This window comes from Shimia sediminis (assembly GCF_003990645.1).
GTDB classification, from domain to species: Bacteria; Pseudomonadota; Alphaproteobacteria; order Rhodobacterales; family Rhodobacteraceae; genus Shimia; species Shimia sediminis.
This window is the reverse complement of sequence record NZ_RYZK01000002.1, coordinates 123,370-142,667: the sequence shown is the minus strand read 5'-3', so window position 1 is coordinate 142,667 and position 19,298 is coordinate 123,370. Positions and strand designations below refer to the sequence as shown.

The 19,298-nt window shown below is 55.6% G+C and carries 16 protein-coding genes and 1 tRNA gene; 8 read left to right on the top strand and 9 right to left on the bottom strand.

What is annotated here, in order from left to right:
• Positions 1-7: 7 nt before the first annotated feature.
• The 6 genes from EK369_RS05200 to EK369_RS05175 are packed head-to-tail and all read right to left on the bottom strand — an operon-like array spanning position 8 to position 5,415.
• Complete coding sequence (locus EK369_RS05200) at positions 8-808, bottom strand: MBL fold metallo-hydrolase (RefSeq protein ID WP_127112642.1); 801 nt, start codon at positions 806-808, stop codon at positions 8-10.
• Positions 805-1,611 (bottom strand): TatD family hydrolase, encoded by an 807-nt coding sequence (locus EK369_RS05195; RefSeq protein ID WP_127112641.1) that lies wholly within the window; start codon positions 1,609-1,611, stop codon positions 805-807. Before EK369_RS05195 ends, EK369_RS05200 begins: the two co-directional genes overlap by 4 nt.
• Positions 1,608-2,738, bottom strand: a complete 1,131-nt coding sequence (locus tag EK369_RS05190) for a DNA polymerase III subunit delta' (protein ID WP_127112640.1) — start codon at positions 2,736-2,738, stop codon at positions 1,608-1,610. Before EK369_RS05190 ends, EK369_RS05195 begins: the two co-directional genes overlap by 4 nt.
• Positions 2,735-3,361: a dTMP kinase gene (tmk, locus tag EK369_RS05185; protein ID WP_127112639.1), complete on the bottom strand. Its 627-nt coding sequence runs from the start codon at positions 3,359-3,361 to the stop codon at positions 2,735-2,737. Before tmk ends, EK369_RS05190 begins: the two co-directional genes overlap by 4 nt.
• A complete protein-coding gene (locus tag EK369_RS05180; protein WP_127112638.1) occupies positions 3,358-4,542 on the bottom strand; it encodes a D-alanyl-D-alanine carboxypeptidase family protein in 1,185 nt (394 codons plus the stop codon). The genes tmk and EK369_RS05180 overlap by 4 nt, the downstream gene beginning before the upstream one ends.
• 21 nt (positions 4,543-4,563) lie before the next feature.
• Positions 4,564-5,415 (bottom strand): SPOR domain-containing protein, encoded by an 852-nt coding sequence (locus EK369_RS05175; RefSeq protein ID WP_127112637.1) that lies wholly within the window; start codon positions 5,413-5,415, stop codon positions 4,564-4,566.
• 198 nt (positions 5,416-5,613) lie between these two features.
• On the opposite strand from EK369_RS05175, the gene EK369_RS05170 reads away from it, so the two are divergent.
• Both EK369_RS05170 and EK369_RS05165 read left to right on the top strand, forming a co-directional pair.
• Positions 5,614-5,703: transfer RNA gene (locus EK369_RS05170), tRNA-Ser, on the top strand.
• Positions 5,704-5,886: 183 nt separating this feature from the next.
• Complete coding sequence (locus tag EK369_RS05165; protein WP_127112636.1) at positions 5,887-6,585, top strand: IS6 family transposase; 699 nt, start codon at positions 5,887-5,889, stop codon at positions 6,583-6,585.
• A 52-nt stretch (positions 6,586-6,637) separates the two neighbouring features.
• On the opposite strand, the gene EK369_RS05160 is transcribed toward EK369_RS05165, so the two are convergent.
• From EK369_RS05160 to EK369_RS05150, 3 genes are all read right to left on the bottom strand, one after another.
• A complete protein-coding gene (locus EK369_RS05160; RefSeq protein WP_127112635.1) occupies positions 6,638-7,624 on the bottom strand; it encodes a hypothetical protein in 987 nt (328 codons plus the stop codon).
• 163 nt (positions 7,625-7,787) lie between these two features.
• Positions 7,788-9,314 carry a sulfatase family protein gene (locus EK369_RS05155; RefSeq protein WP_127112634.1) on the bottom strand — a complete coding sequence of 509 codons (1,527 nt, stop codon included), beginning with the start codon at positions 9,312-9,314 and terminating at the stop codon, positions 7,788-7,790.
• Positions 9,315-9,799: 485 nt separating this feature from the next.
• Entirely contained in the window at positions 9,800-10,705 is a 906-nt protein-coding gene (locus tag EK369_RS05150) for a LysR family transcriptional regulator (RefSeq protein ID WP_127112633.1), read from the bottom strand.
• Positions 10,706-10,851: 146 nt separating this feature from the next.
• Here EK369_RS05150 and EK369_RS05145 point away from each other — a divergent pair, with 146 nt between their 5' ends.
• From EK369_RS05145 to EK369_RS05120, 6 genes are all read left to right on the top strand, one after another.
• Positions 10,852-11,976, top strand: coding sequence for a hypothetical protein (locus tag EK369_RS05145; RefSeq protein WP_127112632.1), 1,125 nt, complete (start codon positions 10,852-10,854; stop codon positions 11,974-11,976).
• Positions 11,977-12,095: 119 nt separating this feature from the next.
• The gene (locus tag EK369_RS05140; protein WP_127112631.1) at positions 12,096-14,081 is read left to right on the top strand and encodes a CocE/NonD family hydrolase; all 1,986 of its coding nucleotides are present in this window, start codon (positions 12,096-12,098) and stop codon (positions 14,079-14,081) included.
• A 213-nt stretch (positions 14,082-14,294) separates the two neighbouring features.
• The gene (locus EK369_RS05135; RefSeq protein ID WP_127112630.1) at positions 14,295-15,875 is read left to right on the top strand and encodes an ABC transporter substrate-binding protein; all 1,581 of its coding nucleotides are present in this window, start codon (positions 14,295-14,297) and stop codon (positions 15,873-15,875) included.
• A 1-nt stretch (position 15,876) separates the two neighbouring features.
• The gene (locus EK369_RS05130) at positions 15,877-16,833 is read left to right on the top strand and encodes an ABC transporter permease (protein WP_127112629.1); all 957 of its coding nucleotides are present in this window, start codon (positions 15,877-15,879) and stop codon (positions 16,831-16,833) included.
• Positions 16,833-17,648, top strand: a complete 816-nt coding sequence (locus EK369_RS05125) for an ABC transporter permease (protein ID WP_127113259.1) — start codon at positions 16,833-16,835, stop codon at positions 17,646-17,648. The genes EK369_RS05130 and EK369_RS05125 overlap by 1 nt, the downstream gene beginning before the upstream one ends.
• Positions 17,645-19,282, top strand: coding sequence for an ABC transporter ATP-binding protein (locus EK369_RS05120; RefSeq protein ID WP_127112628.1), 1,638 nt, complete (start codon positions 17,645-17,647; stop codon positions 19,280-19,282). The genes EK369_RS05125 and EK369_RS05120 overlap by 4 nt, the downstream gene beginning before the upstream one ends.
• Positions 19,283-19,298 lie beyond the last annotated feature (16 nt).

Sequence of the window (19,298 nt, the reverse complement as noted above, 5' to 3'; positions counted from 1 at the left end):
ATCCCGATCAATCGTCATAGACGATCTGCATTCCATCATAGGCCACGCTGATGTGGTCGGGGGTTTCCTGTTGCAGCGTGTCATAGTCGAGGTCGATATGCATGTTGGTCAGCACCGCGCGTTTCGGCGCGGCCTGTTCGATCCACCTGAGCGAGTTTTCCAGGTGCGAGTGGGTCGGGTGGGGCGAGCGGCGCAATGTATCGAGAACCCAGCAATCCAACCCCTGGAGCTGTGTCCAGGCGTCGTCATAGATCTCGGCGACGTCGGGCATGTAGCATAGGTTGTTCACGCGGAACCCCAGAGCGTCGATGCTGCCATGGCCGACCTTGACCGGGGTCAGGGTGATGGTGCCCCCGTCGCCGGTGATCTCAACATCGTCCTTGATCGTGTGCATGTCGAGGATCGGCGGATAGGGCGAGCCTTCGGGTTGCACAAAGGCATATCCAAAGCGGGAAAACAGCGCGTTTTGCGTGTCGCCATCGGCCCAGACCGGCAGGCGCTTGCGCATGTTGAAGACAATCATGCGCAGGTCGTCAATGCCATGCACATGATCGGCATGGGAGTGCGTGTAGATCACCGCGTCAAGCCGTCCGATCCCGGCGTCGAGCAGCTGCGACCGCATGTCGGGCGAGGTGTCGATCAGGATCGTGGTCTTGCCATCCTGGGTTTCGCGTTCGATCAACATCGAACAGCGGCGGCGGCGGTTCCTGGGGTTGTTCGGATCGCAATCTCCCCAGTGGCCACCGAGGCGCGGCACCCCACCGGACGAGCCGCAGCCCAAAATGGTAAAGGTCAGCCGGGCGCTCATGCGGCCCTCGTGACGTGGGCGGCCTTGGTGAAGAGGCGGTCAAAGTTGGCTTGAGTCTGAGCGGCGAACTCGGGGTAGCTCATGCCGAAGACCTCGGCGCCCACGCGGGCGGTGTGGGCTGTGTAGGCCGGTTCGTTGCGTTTGCCGCGATGGGGCGGCGGCGCGAGGTAGGGGGCATCGGTTTCCACCAGAATGCGCTCGACCGGCGCGGCGGCAAAGATGTCCCGTACCTCTTGGCTGCGCGGGAAGGCGGCAATGCCGGACATCGACAGGTAAAAGCCCAGATCAACGGCGGTTTTGGCCAGTTCGGGACCGGAGCTGTAGCAATGCATGACGCAGGCGTAAGCGCCCTTGGCGTGTTCCTCGCTGAGGATTGCCGCCATGTCGCCATCAGCGTCACGGGAATGGATGATCAGGGGCAGGCCGGTTTCACGCGCTGCCGTGATGTGGATGCGCAGGGATTGCTGCTGAATCTCTTTGCTTTCAGCGGTGTAGTGATAGTCCAGCCCGGTTTCGCCAATGCCGACAAACTTGGGGTGCTGAGCCAGGGTGACCAGCTCTTTCACAGTTGCGAGAGGTTCGTCAGCCGCGCTCATCGGGTGGGTGCCTGCGGCATAGAACACCGGCGCATGGGCCTCGGCGATGGCGCGAACCTGCGGCTCATTGCGCAAGCGCGTGCAGATGGTGACCATGCGGGTCACGCCCGCCTCGGCGGCACGGGCGACAATCTCGTCCAACTGCCCGTCAAAGTCGGGAAAATCGAGGTGGCAGTGGCTGTCGGTGATCTGGGGGGTGTCGGTCATGGTCTGCCAGATGCGGTTTCAGTGATCTTGAAAACCGTATCTAGAACTAGGGCGGCGGGGTCAAGGTTGACCGCCTGACCATGTCGTGTGCGCCCGGAGATCTCTTGCGCGATGTTGGCCCAGGCGCGGGCCTTGTGCGGGGTGTCCGACAAGCGCAACAACAGTTGAGTTTCGCCCTCGGCGGCCTCGGGGACCGGGGCGCTGCCGGTGGCACCGGTGCGCGCCAGACGCGCCAGAAAGGTGTCAAACATCGTCAGCAGCATTTCGAACCGGGTGTCTGCCCCGCGTGTGGCTGCGGCCTCGGCCAGTTTCAGGGCGCGGGTGCGATCCGGGCGCGGCAGGCCGGCAAAGATCGAGACGATCTCTTGATACATCGCGAGACCGCCAAGTTGTGTCAGGCGAATGGCTTCGCCGACGGAACCGTCCGCCAGGGCGGTCAGTTCCGCCGAAGCCTCGGCACCCATGCCAGCCTGGTCCAGCGCCGCGGTCATGGCCTCGGGTGAGAGAGACGCGAGACGCAATTCGCGGCAGCGCGAGCGGATGGTGGGCAAGAGGCGCGAGGGCTGATGCGAGATCAGGAGCATGGTGGTCAGCGCGGGCGGCTCTTCGAGCATCTTCAACAACGCATTGGCGGCATTGGTGTTCATTTCGTCAGCGGCATCCACAATGACCACGCGACGGCCACCCTCGGTTGCGGAAAGTGTCAGGAAATGGGTGAGGCCACGAATGTCATCGACCACGATCATGTCGCGCAGTTTGCCGGTTTTCTCATTGACGCTGCGCGAGATGGGGAAAAGACCGGGTTCGGACTTGGCGAGGATGCGGTGCGCGACCGGATGCTCTGGCGGGATATCGAGAGTTTCATGCGCCGGAGGGGCGTCGCCGAAAAGCCCGCCACCCTGTTCAAACGGGGTTGCGAGCAGGAACCGGGCAATGCGCCAGGCAAGCGTCGCCTTGCCGACGCCGCGCGGGCCGGTGATCAACCAGGCATGGTGCAGGCGATTCGAGTTGTAGGCTTCGAGAAAGTCGCGCTGGGCGTCATCCTGACCAAAAAGCAGCGCGGTTTCACGCGGATGCGGCGCGCCCTCGATGCGGTCGGCTTCTGGCAGGTCGCCTGTGTTGCTCATGCCAACTCTGCCAGCACGGTGCGGGCGATGTCTGACGCAACATCGTCGATATCCTGTGCCCCGTCGATCACGCGGAAACGGTCTGCATATTGGCGGGAGAGGTCGAGAAAGCCCTTGCGCATCTGCTCTTGCAGACCCTGGCCAAAGTCTTCGAAACGCTCTTCGGCGGTCTGGCGCGATTTGGCGCGCGACAGCCCCGTTGCGGGATCCATGTCGATCAGGATGGTCAGGTCCGGTTCGCGTCCGATCATCAGGGAATGCAGTTGATCGACGATGGCGCGCAGGTCGCCCCGAGACAGGCCCTGATACATGCGCGTACTGTCTGCGAAACGGTCGCACAGCACGATCTTGCCAGCGGCGAGCGCAGGCAAGATGGTGCGCTCCAGATGGTCGCGACGCGCGGCGGTAAACAAGAGGATTTCGGTTTCGGCAGACCAGCGGTCGGGGTCGCCTTCGAGCACCAGTTTGCGGATATCCTCGGCCCCCGGAGAGCCGCCGGGTTCGCGGGTCAGGACAACGTTGTGGCCCGCATTGCGCAGGGTTTCGGCCAGCCGGTGAATCTGGGTGGACTTGCCCGAACCATCAATGCCTTCGAAGGTGATGAACCGGCCGATCCCGCTCACGAAGCGCCCTCGGGTTCGGGTGTTTCCTGGCCAAGGCCAAACTGTTGCATCAGGACGGCGGCAGCAGTTTTCAGACGCACGCCAAAACCTCCGGCTGCGACGTCCTTTTCTGCGACCAACGGCACGCGGATCTCAGGCAGACCCTCGGGGCGGATGATCAGCCGGGCCAGTTCCTGCCCCTTGGCGATCGGCGCCTCAACCGGGCCATGATAGATGATTTCCGATGGAATCTCATCGCCACTCAGCACTGGTAGAAGGATCGTAAGGTCGTTTGCCGCCACCAGCGGGACGCGTCCCGACTTTCCCATCCAGACGTCTGCCTCCCCCAGACGTTGTCCCTGTTCCAGCACCTGCGTTTCCGAGAACTGGCGGAAGGACCAGTTGACGATCTGTTCGGACACCTCGGCGCGGTCCTTGGCGCTGTCGAGGCCGGACACCACGAAGATCACGCGGCGGTTGCCCTGACGGGCCGAGCCGACAAGCCCAAAGCCCGCTTCGCTGGTGTGGCCGGTTTTCAACCCGTCTGCGCCGATGCCTGCAGTCAAAAGAGGGTTGCGGTTGCGGGTGTTGCCGGGTGCGCGGCCATCAAAGGCAAACTCGGTCTCGGCGAACATCGGGTAGAATTCGGGGAATTCGGTGATCAGCGCGTTGGCAAGAATGGCAAGGTCGCGCATCGACATGCGATGGCCCGGCGCCGGCCAGCCGTTGGAGTTGGCAAAGGTTGAGCTGTTCATGCCCATCTGACGTGCCTTGCGGGTCATCAGGCGGGCGAACCCGGCCTCGGTCCCATCCGGCGAGAGCGCTTCGGCAATCACGGCGCAGGCGTCATTGCCAGACAGCACGATGATGCCGCGGATCAGGTCCACCACTTTGACCTTGTCGGTGGTGTCGAGGAACATCGTGGAGCCGCCATAGTTCATCGCATGCTGCGAGACCGAAAGCGTTTCTTCCATGGACAGGCGCCCATCGCGCACCGCTTCGAACGCCATGTAGAGCGTCATCAGCTTGGACATCGACGCAGGTGGCAGTGGCTCGTCGGCGTTCTTGGACAACAGCACCGTGCCTGTGCCCTGATCCATGACAAAGGCAGCGCCCGCCCGGGTTTCAAAGGCTGCACCCTGTGCAACCGTCAGAACCAACGCGAAGGCGGCGGCGATTAGGCTGTGAAAGACCCGGGGCATCTGAGACTCCGTCACTCTGAGTTAGCCGGACACCGCATATGCGTCGGTAAATCCGGTGGCATGGATTTGTTTGATAAGCTGGCTGCGCTCGGATTTGGAAGACGCAGGACCGACGATCACACGCCAGAAGGTTTTGCCCTTGCTTTCCATTTTCTTGATCAGCGGCACCATGCCATTGTTGCGCATCTGGTCCGCAGCGTTCTTGGCGTTGACCTCAACCGAGAAGATGCCGATCTGGACATAGGGTTTGTCGAGCGACGAAGACTGCGGTTTGGGCGCGGTTTCCGTGGTCACCTCCTGGGCCGGTGGCTTGTTGGCCTCTTCGACGCTGGCCACGGCCGCGCTGGCTGCGGCGATAGGGTCAAGGGCCTCTTCTTCGACAGCGGCCACTTCGGGTGTGGCAGGCTCTTCGGGCACTTCTTCGCGGCGCAGGGCGGTGACGTTCAGCTCAACAGGTTGGCCGGCCAGCATGCCGAGCGCATCCGCGGCATCCGCCGAGATCTGCACGCGCGGCCCGGGCATGTCACGTTCCCTGCGGAACAGCGCACCGATTACGAATTTGCCGTTGCTCTGGTTGCGGATGATCACACGCTCGGGGTCTTTGACATCCGGATGCGCAGCCCAAACACCACCAAGCGACGGCCGCCCGTCCCAAAGACCGGCTTCGGTGACCGAGAAGACATCCGGCGCTTCGACGTCACGCTCGACGAGCTTTGTGGTCTGGGTCTCAGCCACCTCCGAGTCGCCATTGGACTGTGGTTTCAGGAGGGAAAAGTCCATGCCCTCTTCACAGGCAGAGAGCGTCACTGCAGCTATCAATATTGTGCCAAGTCGAACGGCGCCTGTCCGTTTGGAGGTGCTGGAAAACTTCATATCTTGCCCTTTGCCTGACAGCGATCTCTGTCGCCTTTTGCGCCGTTCCCCGGCTGTCTTTTGCCCCATGCAGGGCCTGTTCCTGCGCGCAGTGTAGCGATATGGCGGCTGCAATAAAAGTCCACGTTCCGCCATAGGCGAAATTTCCCACCTTTCGGGGTTTCAGAATCAAATCTGGCGGATTAAGCATCCCGGGTCGGAGGAGTGGCAGAGTGGTTGAATGCACCGGTCTTGAAAACCGACGAAGGTTAACGCCTTCCGTGGGTTCGAATCCCACCTCCTCCGCCACCGACCCCGGTCTGTGTTTTCCCTGTAGATATTGCTGTGATTAGTGCCGACATTTCCGTCGGTTATACGGCGCGTTTTTCGACTGAGACTCACCGTGTGAGCGCAATTCACTGCAAGGTGATGTAAGAAGAAACACGGTTGTGAAGGATAGGGTGGCGAACTAGCGTCGCCGAATGACAAAAAATCTCTCCTTTTAGGTACTTCAAAACCAGCCCAGAAATCATCCGTCTTGCGGTGATGATGTATGTCCGGTTTCCGCTATCGCTTAGAAACGTGGAAGATCTGCTGCACGAACGGGGTATCGATGTCAGCCACGAAACTATCAGGTTTCGGTGGAACAGATTTGGCCCACTGTTCGCGGCAGAGATTCGTAGAAAACGGGTCAGTCGGATGCGGTGTTACTCGAACTGGCATTGGCACCTCGACAAGGTTTTCGTGAAGATCAAAGGTGAACGGCACTACCTTTGGCGGGCCGTGGATCACGAAGAGGAGGGGTTGGAAAGCTATGTAACGAAGTGCCGAGATAAGGTTGCTGCCCCCAAATTTATGAAGAAAGCGATGAAAAGGTACGGCAAGCCTGCGGCTGTTGTCACTGACAAATTGCGTTCTTATGGCGCGGCAATGAAAGTCATCGGGAATGTGAAGAAGCAGGAAGCCGGACGTTGGAAAAACAATCGAGCCGAGAATTCTCACTTACCTTTTCGAAGGCGAGAACGAGCCATGCAACGGTTTCGCCAGTTGCGAAATTTGCAGAAATTCGTTTCCATACACGCCTCCGTCTTCAACCACTTCAATCAGGATCGTAGCCTTTCCCAAAGAGATCATTTCAAGCCGAATCGCACCGCCGCTCTCGTTGAGTGGCGCGGTCTTTGCGCGGCATAAAGGACAGTCATGTTGGCCTAGTAGCGACCAGTTCGAATTCGTCTGACAGCACCTAACAATGAGATAAAGGCGCAACCCCGATCGCACTTTCGCCACCTGCGGCAAAGAACAAATGGTCGCGGAACGGGAATGGATCACGCAACGCATGTTCCATCGGCTGTGCTGAGCCAACACGAGATTTTTCGATGGGGGTACTCGCGCCTTCCCAGACCTTCGTGGGCCGCAGGACTTCTACCGGTGTAGATGTGCGCCAGTTGTGCCAGTTCTCAGAGAGTGTGCAGGTTGACCTGAACACGCGCTCGGGAGCATCCCCAATGCGCGTGAAATATATGGATAGCTGGTTGCCGTCCACTTGAACGCCGCAATGGCGCGGCACTTCGTTGTCCGCGCCAAACATCGCTCTGGCGAACTCTTCCGGAGCGTCCTGGAACGGACCAGCCCAAGTGTCCGCCCGATGCAACCGTCCGCCCCAAGTGATACCGTAGATGGCGCTCTCAAACACAAATCCGGCGAAGTATTGGTTAACCAAAGGTTCCGAATGATTTTCAAACGACAATCCGTCCGATGAGAAGCAGACGCGCGTAGGTTGCGAGCCATCCACTTCAAGTCCATGATAATACATGACTATTTGTTCGGCTTCGGAATCGATATGAACGTTTGGCGAGGCAATATGCGCATAGCTGAAATCATAGCCAGGACCGGCAGCTAAGTCGGACTGAGCATAGGGCGTTTCCTGCAGGCCCAGAACGCCCGGTGCATAGATCTGCCATGGGCCGGTCAGGGCATCGGCATAAGCCATTCGGATAAAACGCCCCTTGTGGTGCGCGAAATACATGTAGAATCTTGCGAGGGGCGAATTGATCCATTCCGGAACTTCAATGATGCAGGGACCGTTCAGGTTGTCACCTAACGTGGAATGGCTTGTGGGGGAAAGGATGCAGCGTGATTCTGACATTTTTTGTTCAATCCTAAGTAGTTTTGGATCCCAAACTCCCGGCTGAGGTTCGCGTTCGCAATTGTTCATTTCTTGGTGCTGCATCCATAACTTTTGGCTCGTCGCAGTTGTTAAAATTTCGATTTATCAAGCATCTGGACCCACAAGCGTTGACGTCAGACTAGGCTGATTTGCGCGGCACAAATAGACAGCTACGCCGGCCTTGTAAGAACTGGATTGGTTTTGTCTGACATCGCCTCATGAAACATCAATAGGTGGCAATTGATTTGCCACCGGCATTGGCCAAAGGTGGGAATTCGGCGGTGATCTGGTCTGTAAGTGCCCGTCTATCCGCAAAGTAGGCGTCGGCAAAAAAAAGGTTCAGATGTTCCCCTGGGTCATTTCTGAGGTCGAACATTTCGCCCCATTCGGAGTTCTCGGGATAAATTGTGATCCGCCAATCATCGGTCACCAATGTTTGGTTATACGTGTCCGATCGTGTGCGTGGATGATACTCGGCGAAAAGGTGAGAGCGTCCGTCGGCATCCGGGTCTGCCAACACATCATCAAATGAGCAGCCGTCTGTTGGGTCAAGGTCAAGGTCAAGAAAGGCGCTTATTGTTGCTCTCAGGTCCAGGTGCGAGGTGATCGCATCGCGCGGTCCCGGTGTGACGCCAGGCCCAGCGGCAACAAACGGAACGTGGAGCAATGACCGATAGGGGCTTGGCCCCTTACGGATCAATCCGTGGTCTCCCAACAGCTCACCATGATCCGATGTAAAGATGATAAGGGTGTCCTGTGTCAGGCCACTTGCTTCAAGCTGCGCAAGCAAACGTCCCACGCAGTCATCAATCATCGACACCATTCCATATGTGTGAGCTAAGGCCTGGCGCATGGTGGCCTCGGAAAATCGCTGGGTCGTTTGCAGGAAGCCTTGCTCGCGTGGGGGGCCAGGATTTCGCAGGAAATCCACATAACTTTTGGAGGCTTCCTCGCGATCACCCTCCACGATGTAGGACGGCATTATTGCCAGTTCACCGGGCTCCTGCTTGGGGGCTGGCATATCATTGGGATCGTACATGTCACACCAAGGTGCAGGCGGCGAGAAAGGATGGTGTGGATCGGGGTAAGAGACGAAAAGGAAGAAGGGCTGTGATGTGTCCTGCTCCTCAAGGAACGCACAGGCCCGGTCTGTGATCCAGGTATTGTAGTGCAGTTCGGACGGGATAGCTGACTTCCAAATCTCGTCCATGTCGTCAGGCTGGGGTTCCAGCGCATTTTCAGGCAGATACAGTTCTGCTGCTTCAGGTGCAGTTTCTTTCAACCATTTCGCATAATGCCCGCCCTCGGTGGCGCTCACGGATTCACCAATGAGAATGTCAACTGTATCAAAACCGTAGAATGGGCCCGTCCAGCCCGCACTTTCCGGTAACTTCCAAAACGCATTCGAATCCGGCATCGCGTGCTCGGAACCGGCCAAAATGGGTTGAAAGTGGAACTTACCCACCCCGTGGGTACGGTATTGCGCATCTTTCAGATCATGAGTGATCAGAGGCAAATCCTCTGATAAGGCAACACCGTTGCGGGTCAGGCCATGATTGCGGGCATAGAGACCGGAAAACACTGTAGCACGGCTGGGGGAACAAATTTGGTGTGGCGTAAAATGTTGCCGAAACACTGCGCCGCGAGACGCGAGGGCGTCGATGTTTGGGGTTTTTGCAACCGGGTTTCCGGTACAGCCCAAGCTGTCGGCTCTTTGCTGATCCGTCATGATCAGGATGACATTTTTCGACATCAATAATGCCTCCAGAGTGCATGCGCAAAAGAGTACCGGGGTTTGATACACGGAAGAAGTAATATTATTTAGCTAAGCTATTTGAAAATTGGATGGCATGACCGTGAAGGCTTTATAAGCCAGAGCAAATCCCGGTTGGTGTCGGTTGGGTCTGCGAGGCACAGCTTTGGGTGCTGACAAAGTGTTTTCGGAATGGAAATGAAGACAGGTTGTCGCCAAACCTAACGGCTATCGTAACGCCTCTTTGAGAACTGAGACGGCAAAATGGAGGGGGCTGGAAAGCCACCTGTGCCAATTTTTTGCTTTGACCACGCTTCGCGTTTTTTTTTGGGGGGGGTGACCTCTCAGCGAAAACTCTTGCATGAGCAAAGGCGCGGCAACATTGAGCTGAACCGAAAATGGAACGAAGATCGTAAGAATGCTCAGGCTTCGGCGGTGCACATCCATGGTCGACCAGGATTACACAAGCTAAATGCCTGTGGCATTCAGAGCTCTGTCGCCCAGCTTGCTGTTTGGTCCAGCGTCTGCACTAAAGATTCAAGCAATTTTTGCGCGATCTGTGATTTCTGAGTTTCTGTAGGCGCAAGCAAGGCATAATTGAAACCTGGAAGGTCGTTTAAGACGTGGGCAACACCACCGTTTTTTGTGATCCAGTTTCGCGCTATGAAGGCGTCCACGATAGGCACCGCGCCAGTGCAAACCGCCACTTCAAGTGCCGCCAAGGAGACACCAGAGACAATCTGATGCTCAGGGTATCGCCCGATGCGACGTGCTTTAATTACTTCGGACACCGCCCCGTCAGGCCCTGAAAGTCTTTCATTTTTTAAGGCCTCTAAGTTCAGTTTATCATTTGACTTTGTGAGCGCGTGATGTTCCGGCAGAATTGCCACATATGGGACTTCTCCTTTTTTTAAAACCTCAACTCCTAATGGAACATCCGTGGCGTGCACGAGTCCCAGTTCAACTAGGCCGCTGCGCACGTAGTCGATTACTCGCTGCGATGATTTTACGAGAATGTCGACTGATATCGGCTTGTCCAAGACGTTCAAAAACTTCACGGCTTGAGGTACGATTGAAACAGAAAACCCTGCGTTTGTCCCAACGACAAGCCCGCCTTGGTCCTTGTTAGCAATCTGCGACGCCAGATCCTCAAGAGACGTCATAACCATCAGTTTGCGCTCTACTTCGACCAAGAAAGCTTTCGCTTCCGGAGTCGGGGCCATGCCGCGGGCATGTCGAACAAACAGCCTGCATCCAAATTTAGCTTCAAGCTCGCTTAGCAAGCGGCTGACGCTAGGTTGGGAGAGATTCAGCCGGCTACCCGCTGCGGAAACGGACCCGGTCGACATGATTGCCTGAAAAACACTGATTTCGCGATCGGAGAATTTCACATGATATCCGAATTATAAATAATAGTTCCAAAAAATGATATTAGCCTAAATACCGTGCGGTTGCTACCTTTTGATTCTGAGAAAGTGCAATGCTGCTTGAGAGAGCTCTTTACCTTTAACCATCGTACGCTCTGCCGGGGATTCAAATGAACACGTCGTTTATGACAGACATAGTAAAAAGATATGCCTCGTTTGGCTGGCATCGAACCGGTTGGGCGCAGATGGATCAATGTGCTGAGTGGTTGCGTTGTCTTCTTCAAGAACAAGGCGCAGCAGTTGACTTCCTCCCATTTGACTATCCGTTTTTTAAGTCGGTAGTGAACAGCGAAAGAGGTACATCTCCCGGCAGTGTTGAAATGCTGTACTTTTGCTGGACCGGAGAGACGATAATTTCCAACCCGATGATTTCGGGCATAGATATTGCTGGTTCAGACACGGAAATCTCTGACACCCTCAATGCGCTTACAGGCCGCGCGCAGCTCCAGGGCAATGACGGTTTGATTTTGTCCACGGACAGTTCTGTTGCTGGTTTGTGTGGAATCAACCGCAAAGAGGGGGCGGGTTTGGATTTTCCAACCGTGCTTGCCAGTCCCGAGTTTAGGAAAGAGATCTCAAAGGCTCCAATCCCACTACATTGCCAAGCTTCAATCGAAACGCGCAGGTCAGAGTGTATTCGGGCTATTTTCCAAGGCCCAAACCCAGAGTATCCTCTGGTCGTCACGACACCGGTGTCTGGATGGTTTGAGTGTGCCGGCGAACGCGCCGCAGGTTTGGCTATTGCAATAACGGTTGCTCGTGAGATGTCCAAAACTAGAACGGTCCATTTGTTGCTGGCACAAGGGCACGAAATAGGAAGCCTGGGCGGTTATCAGATGAACACGATCTACCAAGGTGCTTCTTTGTCCGGAGTTCTTCACATTGGCTCGTGTGTTGGAAATACTGACGCCGATTTGGTGGCCGTTTGTTCCGCCCCATCTCCAAATTACAATGAAATCTCCGAGGCATTGCTGCAATTGGACTTAGTTCCCGAGATTCCAAAGGATCCTTCGAATCCTGAATTCTGGCTGGGTGAAGCGCAATGCTGGGCGTCAAATGAGTACCCAATGCTGTCGATCGCAGGCCAAACAAAGCTGTTTCATACGCAGGCAGATTTGCCGGATGCTGCTACCAATGGTCAGTCGCTGGCAACAGCCGCGCACTGCCTTTTGAACGCCGCAAAGTCACTCACTCGGTTTCCATCTGGCCAACACACTAACAAGATGCCAGCTTAAATGACCAAAAGCCAAGGTGCCAAAAGGCTGATGATAGAAATCATGATAAACAGGATTGAATGCCTCTCGGATCGGTTGGCTTCTGGCTCAAATCAGAAGCACAGGCTCTGAGGTCGCCCATGTCAGTTGCTAAGAACACGCTTCGAACCATTGAGGAATGGCCAGACCTAGGCATAGTTTTGCCAGATGGCTGCCGTTTGTCTGCGCGGGTTTGGTTGCCAAAAGACGCGTCTGCTGATCCGGTTCCTGTCATCCTTGAGTACCTTCCTTACCGCAAGCGTGACGGCACCACAGCGCGTGATGCCTTGACGCATCCCTGGCTGGCGAAACGTGGCTACGCTTGTGTGCGCGTTGATATGCGTGGAAATGGAGATAGCGAAGGCCTCATGCAGGATGAGTACTCTCCCCAAGAACTCGCTGATGCGGTCGATGTCATCACTTGGCTTGCGAGTCAGCCTTGGTCCACCGGAAACGTCGGGATGATGGGCATCAGCTGGGGCGGTTTCAACAGCTTGCAGGTGGCTGCACTGCAACCGGAACCTCTCAAGGCCATTATCTCGCTTTGTGCGACGACAGACCGATATCACGATGACATTCATTACAAAGGTGGCTGTCTGCTGAATGAAAACTTCGGTTGGAGTTCGCAGATGTGGGCCTATTCTTCTCGACCGCCCGATCCGGCACTGCGCCCGAACTGGCGTGAGCTTTGGCTTGAGAGGCTTGAAAACGAACCTTTTCTGATCTCCACATGGCTGCGGCACCAGCGTCGGGATTCCTATTGGAGGCACGGATCCGTTTGCGAAGACTATGCCGCAATCAAGGCCAAGGTTTTGACCATAGGTGGCTGGGGTGACGGGTACAAAAACACTGCTCCAACCTTGGTGCAAAATGTGCCCGGAGCCAAAGGGATCACCGGACCTTGGATTCACAAGTATCCTCATTTCGCTATTCCAGAGCCACGTATCGGTTTTCTGCAAGAAGCTCTGCGCTGGTGGGATCGGTGGCTCAAGGGCGAGCAAAACAATGCTGAAGATGACCCTGCTTATCGGCACTACCTGATCGAAGGCGCCCCGCCTCAGCGCTCATACAGCCACCGTCCGGGTATTTGGCTCGCTGACGACGCGATTGGTTGGCCTATGCAAAGACTGCCACTATCTGATCTGGGTCTTGCCCAAGGCTCTGAGGCTTTCGAGCGCCGAGTAGCGTCGCCCCAGCATTGCGGTCTTGAAGGCGGAGAGTATTTTGCCTTTTCCCCCGGACCCGAGATGCCCGGTGACCAAAGGGCGGATGACGCCCTTTCAGCTTGCTTTGACACGCTGCCGGTGGATGAGGATGTAGACGTCACCGGCGCGCCTGTTGTTTCATTAACATTGGTGCCCGAGGGATCGCAGGCCCAAATTTCGGTGCGCTTGAACCATGTGCTGCCCGATGGAGCCAGTACACGGATCAGTTTTGGCCTGTTGAATTTGACTCATCACAAGTCGCATGCTGCCCCCTCGGCTCTGGAGCTGGGTAAGCCGATCACAGTCGAGGTGAAACTCGACCATTGCGCTTACAGGGTTCCCAAGGGGCACAAATTGAGAATTGCCATAAGCAACACCTATTGGCCGCTCGTCTGGCCAATGCCGGAACCGGTTCCCGTTATGCTGCAAAAAGGCCATGTTGATCTACCTGTGAGACCTACTTCTGAAGGCGCAGAGTGGGTGTTTCCCGAGCCTGTTTCAGAGGCTCCGTGGGATGTTGACGTGCTTCGAGAAGAGCGTCAGTCGCAAGTTGTCGAAACTGATATGGGCTCTGGCAGGGTGACGGTGCGGATCGAACGTGACAATGGCAAACGTCGGGATCGTCAGCATGGTTTGATAAGTGGCAGTGTTTCGCGTGAATGGTGGGGCATACATCCTAACGACTCGCTCTCTGCCACGGCGAAAACACACTGGACTGAAGAAATTGAGAGAGGCGGCATCCACTTACGGACCGAAACCTATTCGGAAATGTGGTCTGATGCCGCCGCGTTTTATGTCACTGGAAAAGTGACTGCCTTTGCCAATGAGGAACTCATCTACGAAAGGAGTGTTAAGGACAGTATTTCACGCGATTTTTTGTGAGTTTTCAAAGAGTTCACATATTGCGCTGAGATAGAGTGGACTGACGATGTTCGCGGTTGTCAGATAGATTCACACTTAGTCGTGCCAGACGCCTAAGTGAATGCAACAAAAGGTGCAGGGCGAGAATTGTTTCTTGATTGTCAAGGAATTACCGTCATTCTGCTTAGGGAAAAATGCGCAGTAGAGCCTGTGCTGTAATCAAGGGAGTTAGAAATGAAAGACCAGATTGAATATTACAAGATGCGTGCCGCGCTTGGGAAAATGAGCCGCCGCGAGTTCTTTGGCCGTGTCGGAGCTGTGGGTGTGACCGCTGCGGTCGCTAACACGATGCTGGCCGACGCTGTGCGGGCTGCTGGCCCACAAAAAGGCGGAACTATCAAAATTGGCATCAGCGGTGGCGGTTCCTCGGACAGTCTTGATCCGGCTCTTACATCAAACTCCACGGCCGGAATGGTAACCCGGATGTGGGGTGAAACACTTGTTGGGCTGGCGCCCGGCGGAGGTCTTGAATTCCACCTCGCTGAAAGCGTGAGCTCGTCCCCAGACGCTAAAACCTGGACGTTCAAAATCCGTTCCGGCGTTTCGTTCTCCAACGGCAAACCGCTGACCGCAGAGGACGCTATGGCGACCTTGGAGAGGCATTCGGGTGAAGATACCAAGTCAGGTGCCTTGGGCATCATGCGCGGTATCAAAATGGTTCGTACCGACGGTATGGATCTTATTGTTGAACTTGAAACGGCAAATGCCGATTTGCCGTTCCTGTTGACTGATTATCACCTCATGATTCAACCAAACGGCGGCAAAGATGATCCGACTGCGGCCATTGGTACGGGCCCCTATTTGCTGAAGTCTGCAGAGCCCGGCGTGCGCTTTGTTTTTGAGAAAAACCCAAACAACTGGAGAGACGAGGGCCATGCATCAACAGTCGAGATGCTGGTGATCAATGACGACACGGCTCGCATGGCGGCGCTGCAGTCTGGACAGGTGCATGCTGTTAACCGTGTGCCGCCGCGCACTGCCGACCTTGTTGGTCGGGCACCCAATATCACAGTCCATTCTCGTTCCGGTCCTGCGCACTATGTGTTCGTTGCGCATGTGGACACCGATCCATTCTCGAATCGCGACGTGATGTTGGCGCTGAAGTACGGCATGAACCGTCAGGAAATGGTTGACAAGATTTTGTTCGGTTATGGATCTCTCGGCAATGATACTCCGATCAACTCCTCTTATCCGTTGTTCACCGAGATGCCTCAGCGCGAGTACGACCCTGAAAAAGCTGCGCATCACTGGAAGAAATCTGGGCATGACGGGCCGGTTTTGTTGCGCACCTCAGACAACTCGTTCCCCGGTGCACCAGACGCTGCGGCCCTGTTCCAGCAATCTCTGGCTGCAGCGGGTGTCCCTCTGGAAGTAAAACGGGAGCCGAATGACGGGTATTGGTCAGAAGTCTGGAACAAACAGCCGTTCTGCACCAGCTATTGGGGCGGACGTCCTGTACAGGATCAGATGTATTCGACAGCCTATCTGTCGACTGCTGACTGGAATGATACTCGCTTCAAGAACGAACAATTCGATCAACTGCTGGTCGGTGCTCGTGCAGAACTGGATCAGACGAAACGCAAGCAAATGTATGCCGATATGGGTACCATTTTGCACAATGAGGGCGGTTTGATTTGCCCGATGTTCAACGACTTGGTTGAAGCCACAAGCGATGCTGTCGCTGGTTGGGAGCAATCGGCTGGCTTTGAGTTGATGGATCTCAAAGCACCAATCAAATTGTGGGTAACTGCCTGATATGAACCTCGCACTTAAACTTGTTGCCCAGCGTCTTGCGCTGGGCATCATCCTGCTACTTCTCGTTTCCGTTCTAATTTTCACTGGAACGCTGATTTTGCCCGGCGATGTCGCTCAGTCGATTCTCGGGCAGTCGGCTACGCCCGAGGCATTGGCCAACCTTCGCGAAGAACTTGGCCTAAACGAACCCGCCGTCGCAAGATACTTTGATTGGCTCGGTGGTCTTTTGACCGGCGATCTTGGCACAGCGCTGACAAATGGTCAGGACATTGCCTCAAGCCTCGGTACTCGCCTTAAGAATACCCTGTTTCTGGCCTTCTGGGCAGCCATGGTTTCCGTTCCATTGGCCATTTTCCTTGGCCTCGTCGCCGTACGTTTCCGTGATCGCTGGCCGGACAAACTGATCTCGGGCTTAACCCTATCGACAATCTCTATTCCCGAATTCCTGATCGGCTATGTTCTTATGTACTTTGTCGGCGTGAAACTTGGGTGGGCCCCAACGGTTTCTACGATTTATGATTCGATGACCCTCGTTGAAAAACTGAATGCAATTGCTCTGCCTGTCACAGTCCTCACGCTAGTGGTTCTGGCGCACATGATGCGGATGACGCGTGCGGCCATTCTGAATGTGATGCAGTCGCCCTACATCGAGACCGCCGAACTAAAAGGCTTGACGATGTTTATCATCATCTGGCGCCATGCTTTTCCGAATTCGGTCGCACCTATTGTCAATGTGGTGATGCTCAACCTCGCCTACCTTGTGGTTGGTGTAGTGGTCGTCGAAGTCGTGTTCACCTATCCCGGTATGGGACAATACCTTGTCGACCACGTCAGCAAGCGAGACCTGCCGGTTGTGCAGGCCTGTGGTCTGATCTTTGCGGCCGTGTACATAGGGTTGAACATGATCGCCGACATCGTATCGATCCTGTCGAACCCACGCTTGAGGCATCCGAAATGATTAAAAATATTCCTCTAGCCGCGGCAGTCGGTTTGTTCTTCACCGGGCTCTACTTTTTAGTGGCGATCTTTGCTCAATGGATTGCACCTTATGGTATGGCTGAAGTTGTCGGTGGAGTCTGGGAACCCCCTAGTGCCAAGCACTGGCTTGGCACAGACAACATCGGGCGCGATCTTCTGACCCGCATGATTTACGGTGGCCAAACTACCATTTTCATCGCGACCATGGCGACGGTCATCTCTTTCACCACGGGATCGGTCCTTGGATTCCTGGCTGCCGTACTTGGTGGATGGGCAGACCAGTTGCTCAGCCGTTTTGTAGACCTGGTGATGTCCATTCCTTCACTGATCCTGGCGCTGGTCATCCTGTCGGTCATGCCGGTAACAGTACCGATCCTGATTGTGGTGATGGGCTTGTTGGATTCAACCCGAGTTTACCGCTTGGCCCGAGCGGTGGCCGTTGATATCGCGGTCATGGACTATGTCGAAGCAGCCAAGCTGCGCGGAGAAGGCCGCGCCTGGTTGATCTTCCGTGAAATCCTGCCCAATGCGCTCAGTCCGCTGGTGGCGGAAATGGGACTGCGCTTTATCTTTATGGTGCTGTTCATCTCGACTCTGTCGTTCCTTGGCCTTGGGGTGCAGCCGCCGATGGCTGACTGGGGCGGTATCGTGAAAGAAAACAAGGACGGCATCGTCTATGGCATTGGTGCTGCGCTCTGGCCAGCCGTTGCGATTGCGACATTGGCCATCAGCGTGAACCTCGTGGCGGATTGGATTTTGAACCGTACCACATCACTGAAGGGAGGTCGGGGATGAGCGATCAACTAGTCAAGGTGCGTGATCTAAAGATCGGCGCCACTGTTTTTCCCCCGAATGCCAAACCGCATGATATCGAGATCGTGCATGGGGTTTCCTTTGATTTGGAACGTGGCAAGGTTCTCGGCCTCATTGGTGAGTCCGGAGCCGGGAAATCGACCATTGGATTGTCGACCATGGCCTATGGTCGCGGAGGCGTGCGCATCACTGGCGGTGAGGTGTGGATTAATGGGCGTGACATTCTGCAAACCAAGAATGCGGACCTTCGCGCTCTTCGCGGCGGAGAAGTAACGTATGTTTCGCAATCGGCGGCGGCCTCTTTCAACCCGGCGCGTCCGATCGTGGAGCAAATCGTGGAAGCGGCTGTGCGGCACAAGAAATTCTCCAGATCCGAGGCGGAAAAACGCGCGGTGGAATTGTTTCGTAAGCTCGGCCTACCCGAGCCAGAAACAATAGGTGAGCGGTATCCGCACCAGGTTTCAGGTGGTCAGCTTCAGCGTTGCATGACAGCCCTTGCGTTGTGCCCGGAGCCTGACCTTGTTGTCTTTGATGAGCCCACAACCGCATTGGACGTCACAACGCAAATTGACGTTCTGATGGCCATCAAGGCCGCCATTCGTGACACTGGTGTTGCGGCACTCTATATTACTCACGACCTGGCCGTTGTGGCGCAGGTTAGCGATGATATCATGGTGCTAAAGCTTGGCGATACGGTTGAGTATGGGTCAACGGATCAGATCATCAACAACCCGCAGGAAGACTACACCAAAGCTTTGGTTTCGGTGCGTTCGATTGATCACGAAGAAAAGCAACCAACACCGGATCCGCTTTTGAGGGTTGAGAATGTAACAGCGCGGTACAAGGGCACCAAATTCGATGTCCTAAAGGATGTGAATGTCGAGTTGCATCCTGGGCAAACCCTGGCTGTGGTTGGTGAAAGCGGGTCTGGCAAATCCACACTGGCACGGGTGATCACCGGACTTCTGCCGCAGCGCGAGGGTCAGATCACCTTTGATGGTCGTCAACTGACTCCAGAGCAATCGGCGCGTAGCCGTGAAGACCTGCGCGAATTGCAGATGATCTATCAGATGGCTGATGTGGCGATGAACCCACGCCAGACCGTTGGGACGATCATTGGTCGCCCGCTGGAATTTTATTTCGGTGTCAAAGGGGATGAAAAACGCAAGAAGATCATCGACCTTCTGGATGAGATTGAAATGGGAAAGGACTTCATCGATCGATATCCGGCCGAGTTGTCTGGCGGTCAAAAGCAGCGCGTCTGTATTGCGCGCGCTCTGGCGGCCAAGCCCAAAATGATCATCTGCGACGAAGTTACCTCGGCGCTGGATCCTCTCGTGGCCGATGGCATTCTGAAACTACTCCTCGATCTTCAGAAAATCGAGAATGTGGCCTATTTGTTCATTACACATGATCTGGCAACCGTGAAGGCCATCGCGGACAGCATCGCTGTGATGTACCAGGGCCAGGTAGTGCGCTATGGCTCCAAAAGCGAAGTGTTGGCGCCTCCGTTTGATGACTACACCGACCTTCTGCTCAGCTCAGTGCCTGAAATGCGGCTGGGTTGGCTCGAAGACGTTGTGGCGCATCGTAAAATGGAAAGCGCAGGAAACTAGACCAGCGGATCAATCG

Coding starts and splice junctions, on each gene's coding strand:
- EK369_RS05195 (WP_127112641.1), bottom strand. CDS start 1,611: ATGACCGACACCCCCCAGATCACCGACAGCCACTGCCACCTCGATTTT.
- EK369_RS05135 (WP_127112630.1), top strand. CDS start 14,295: ATGAAAGACCAGATTGAATATTACAAGATGCGTGCCGCGCTTGGGAAA.
- EK369_RS05130 (WP_127112629.1), top strand. CDS start 15,877: ATGAACCTCGCACTTAAACTTGTTGCCCAGCGTCTTGCGCTGGGCATC.
- EK369_RS05200 (WP_127112642.1), bottom strand. CDS start 808: ATGAGCGCCCGGCTGACCTTTACCATTTTGGGCTGCGGCTCGTCCGGT.
- EK369_RS05140 (WP_127112631.1), top strand. CDS start 12,096: ATGTCAGTTGCTAAGAACACGCTTCGAACCATTGAGGAATGGCCAGAC.
- EK369_RS05190 (WP_127112640.1), bottom strand. CDS start 2,738: ATGAGCAACACAGGCGACCTGCCAGAAGCCGACCGCATCGAGGGCGCG.
- EK369_RS05120 (WP_127112628.1), top strand. CDS start 17,645: ATGAGCGATCAACTAGTCAAGGTGCGTGATCTAAAGATCGGCGCCACT.
- EK369_RS05180 (WP_127112638.1), bottom strand. CDS start 4,542: ATGCCCCGGGTCTTTCACAGCCTAATCGCCGCCGCCTTCGCGTTGGTT.
- EK369_RS05155 (WP_127112634.1), bottom strand. CDS start 9,314: ATGTCGAAAAATGTCATCCTGATCATGACGGATCAGCAAAGAGCCGAC.
- EK369_RS05145 (WP_127112632.1), top strand. CDS start 10,852: ATGAACACGTCGTTTATGACAGACATAGTAAAAAGATATGCCTCGTTT.
- EK369_RS05160 (WP_127112635.1), bottom strand. CDS start 7,624: ATGCAGCACCAAGAAATGAACAATTGCGAACGCGAACCTCAGCCGGGA.
- EK369_RS05175 (WP_127112637.1), bottom strand. CDS start 5,415: ATGAAGTTTTCCAGCACCTCCAAACGGACAGGCGCCGTTCGACTTGGC.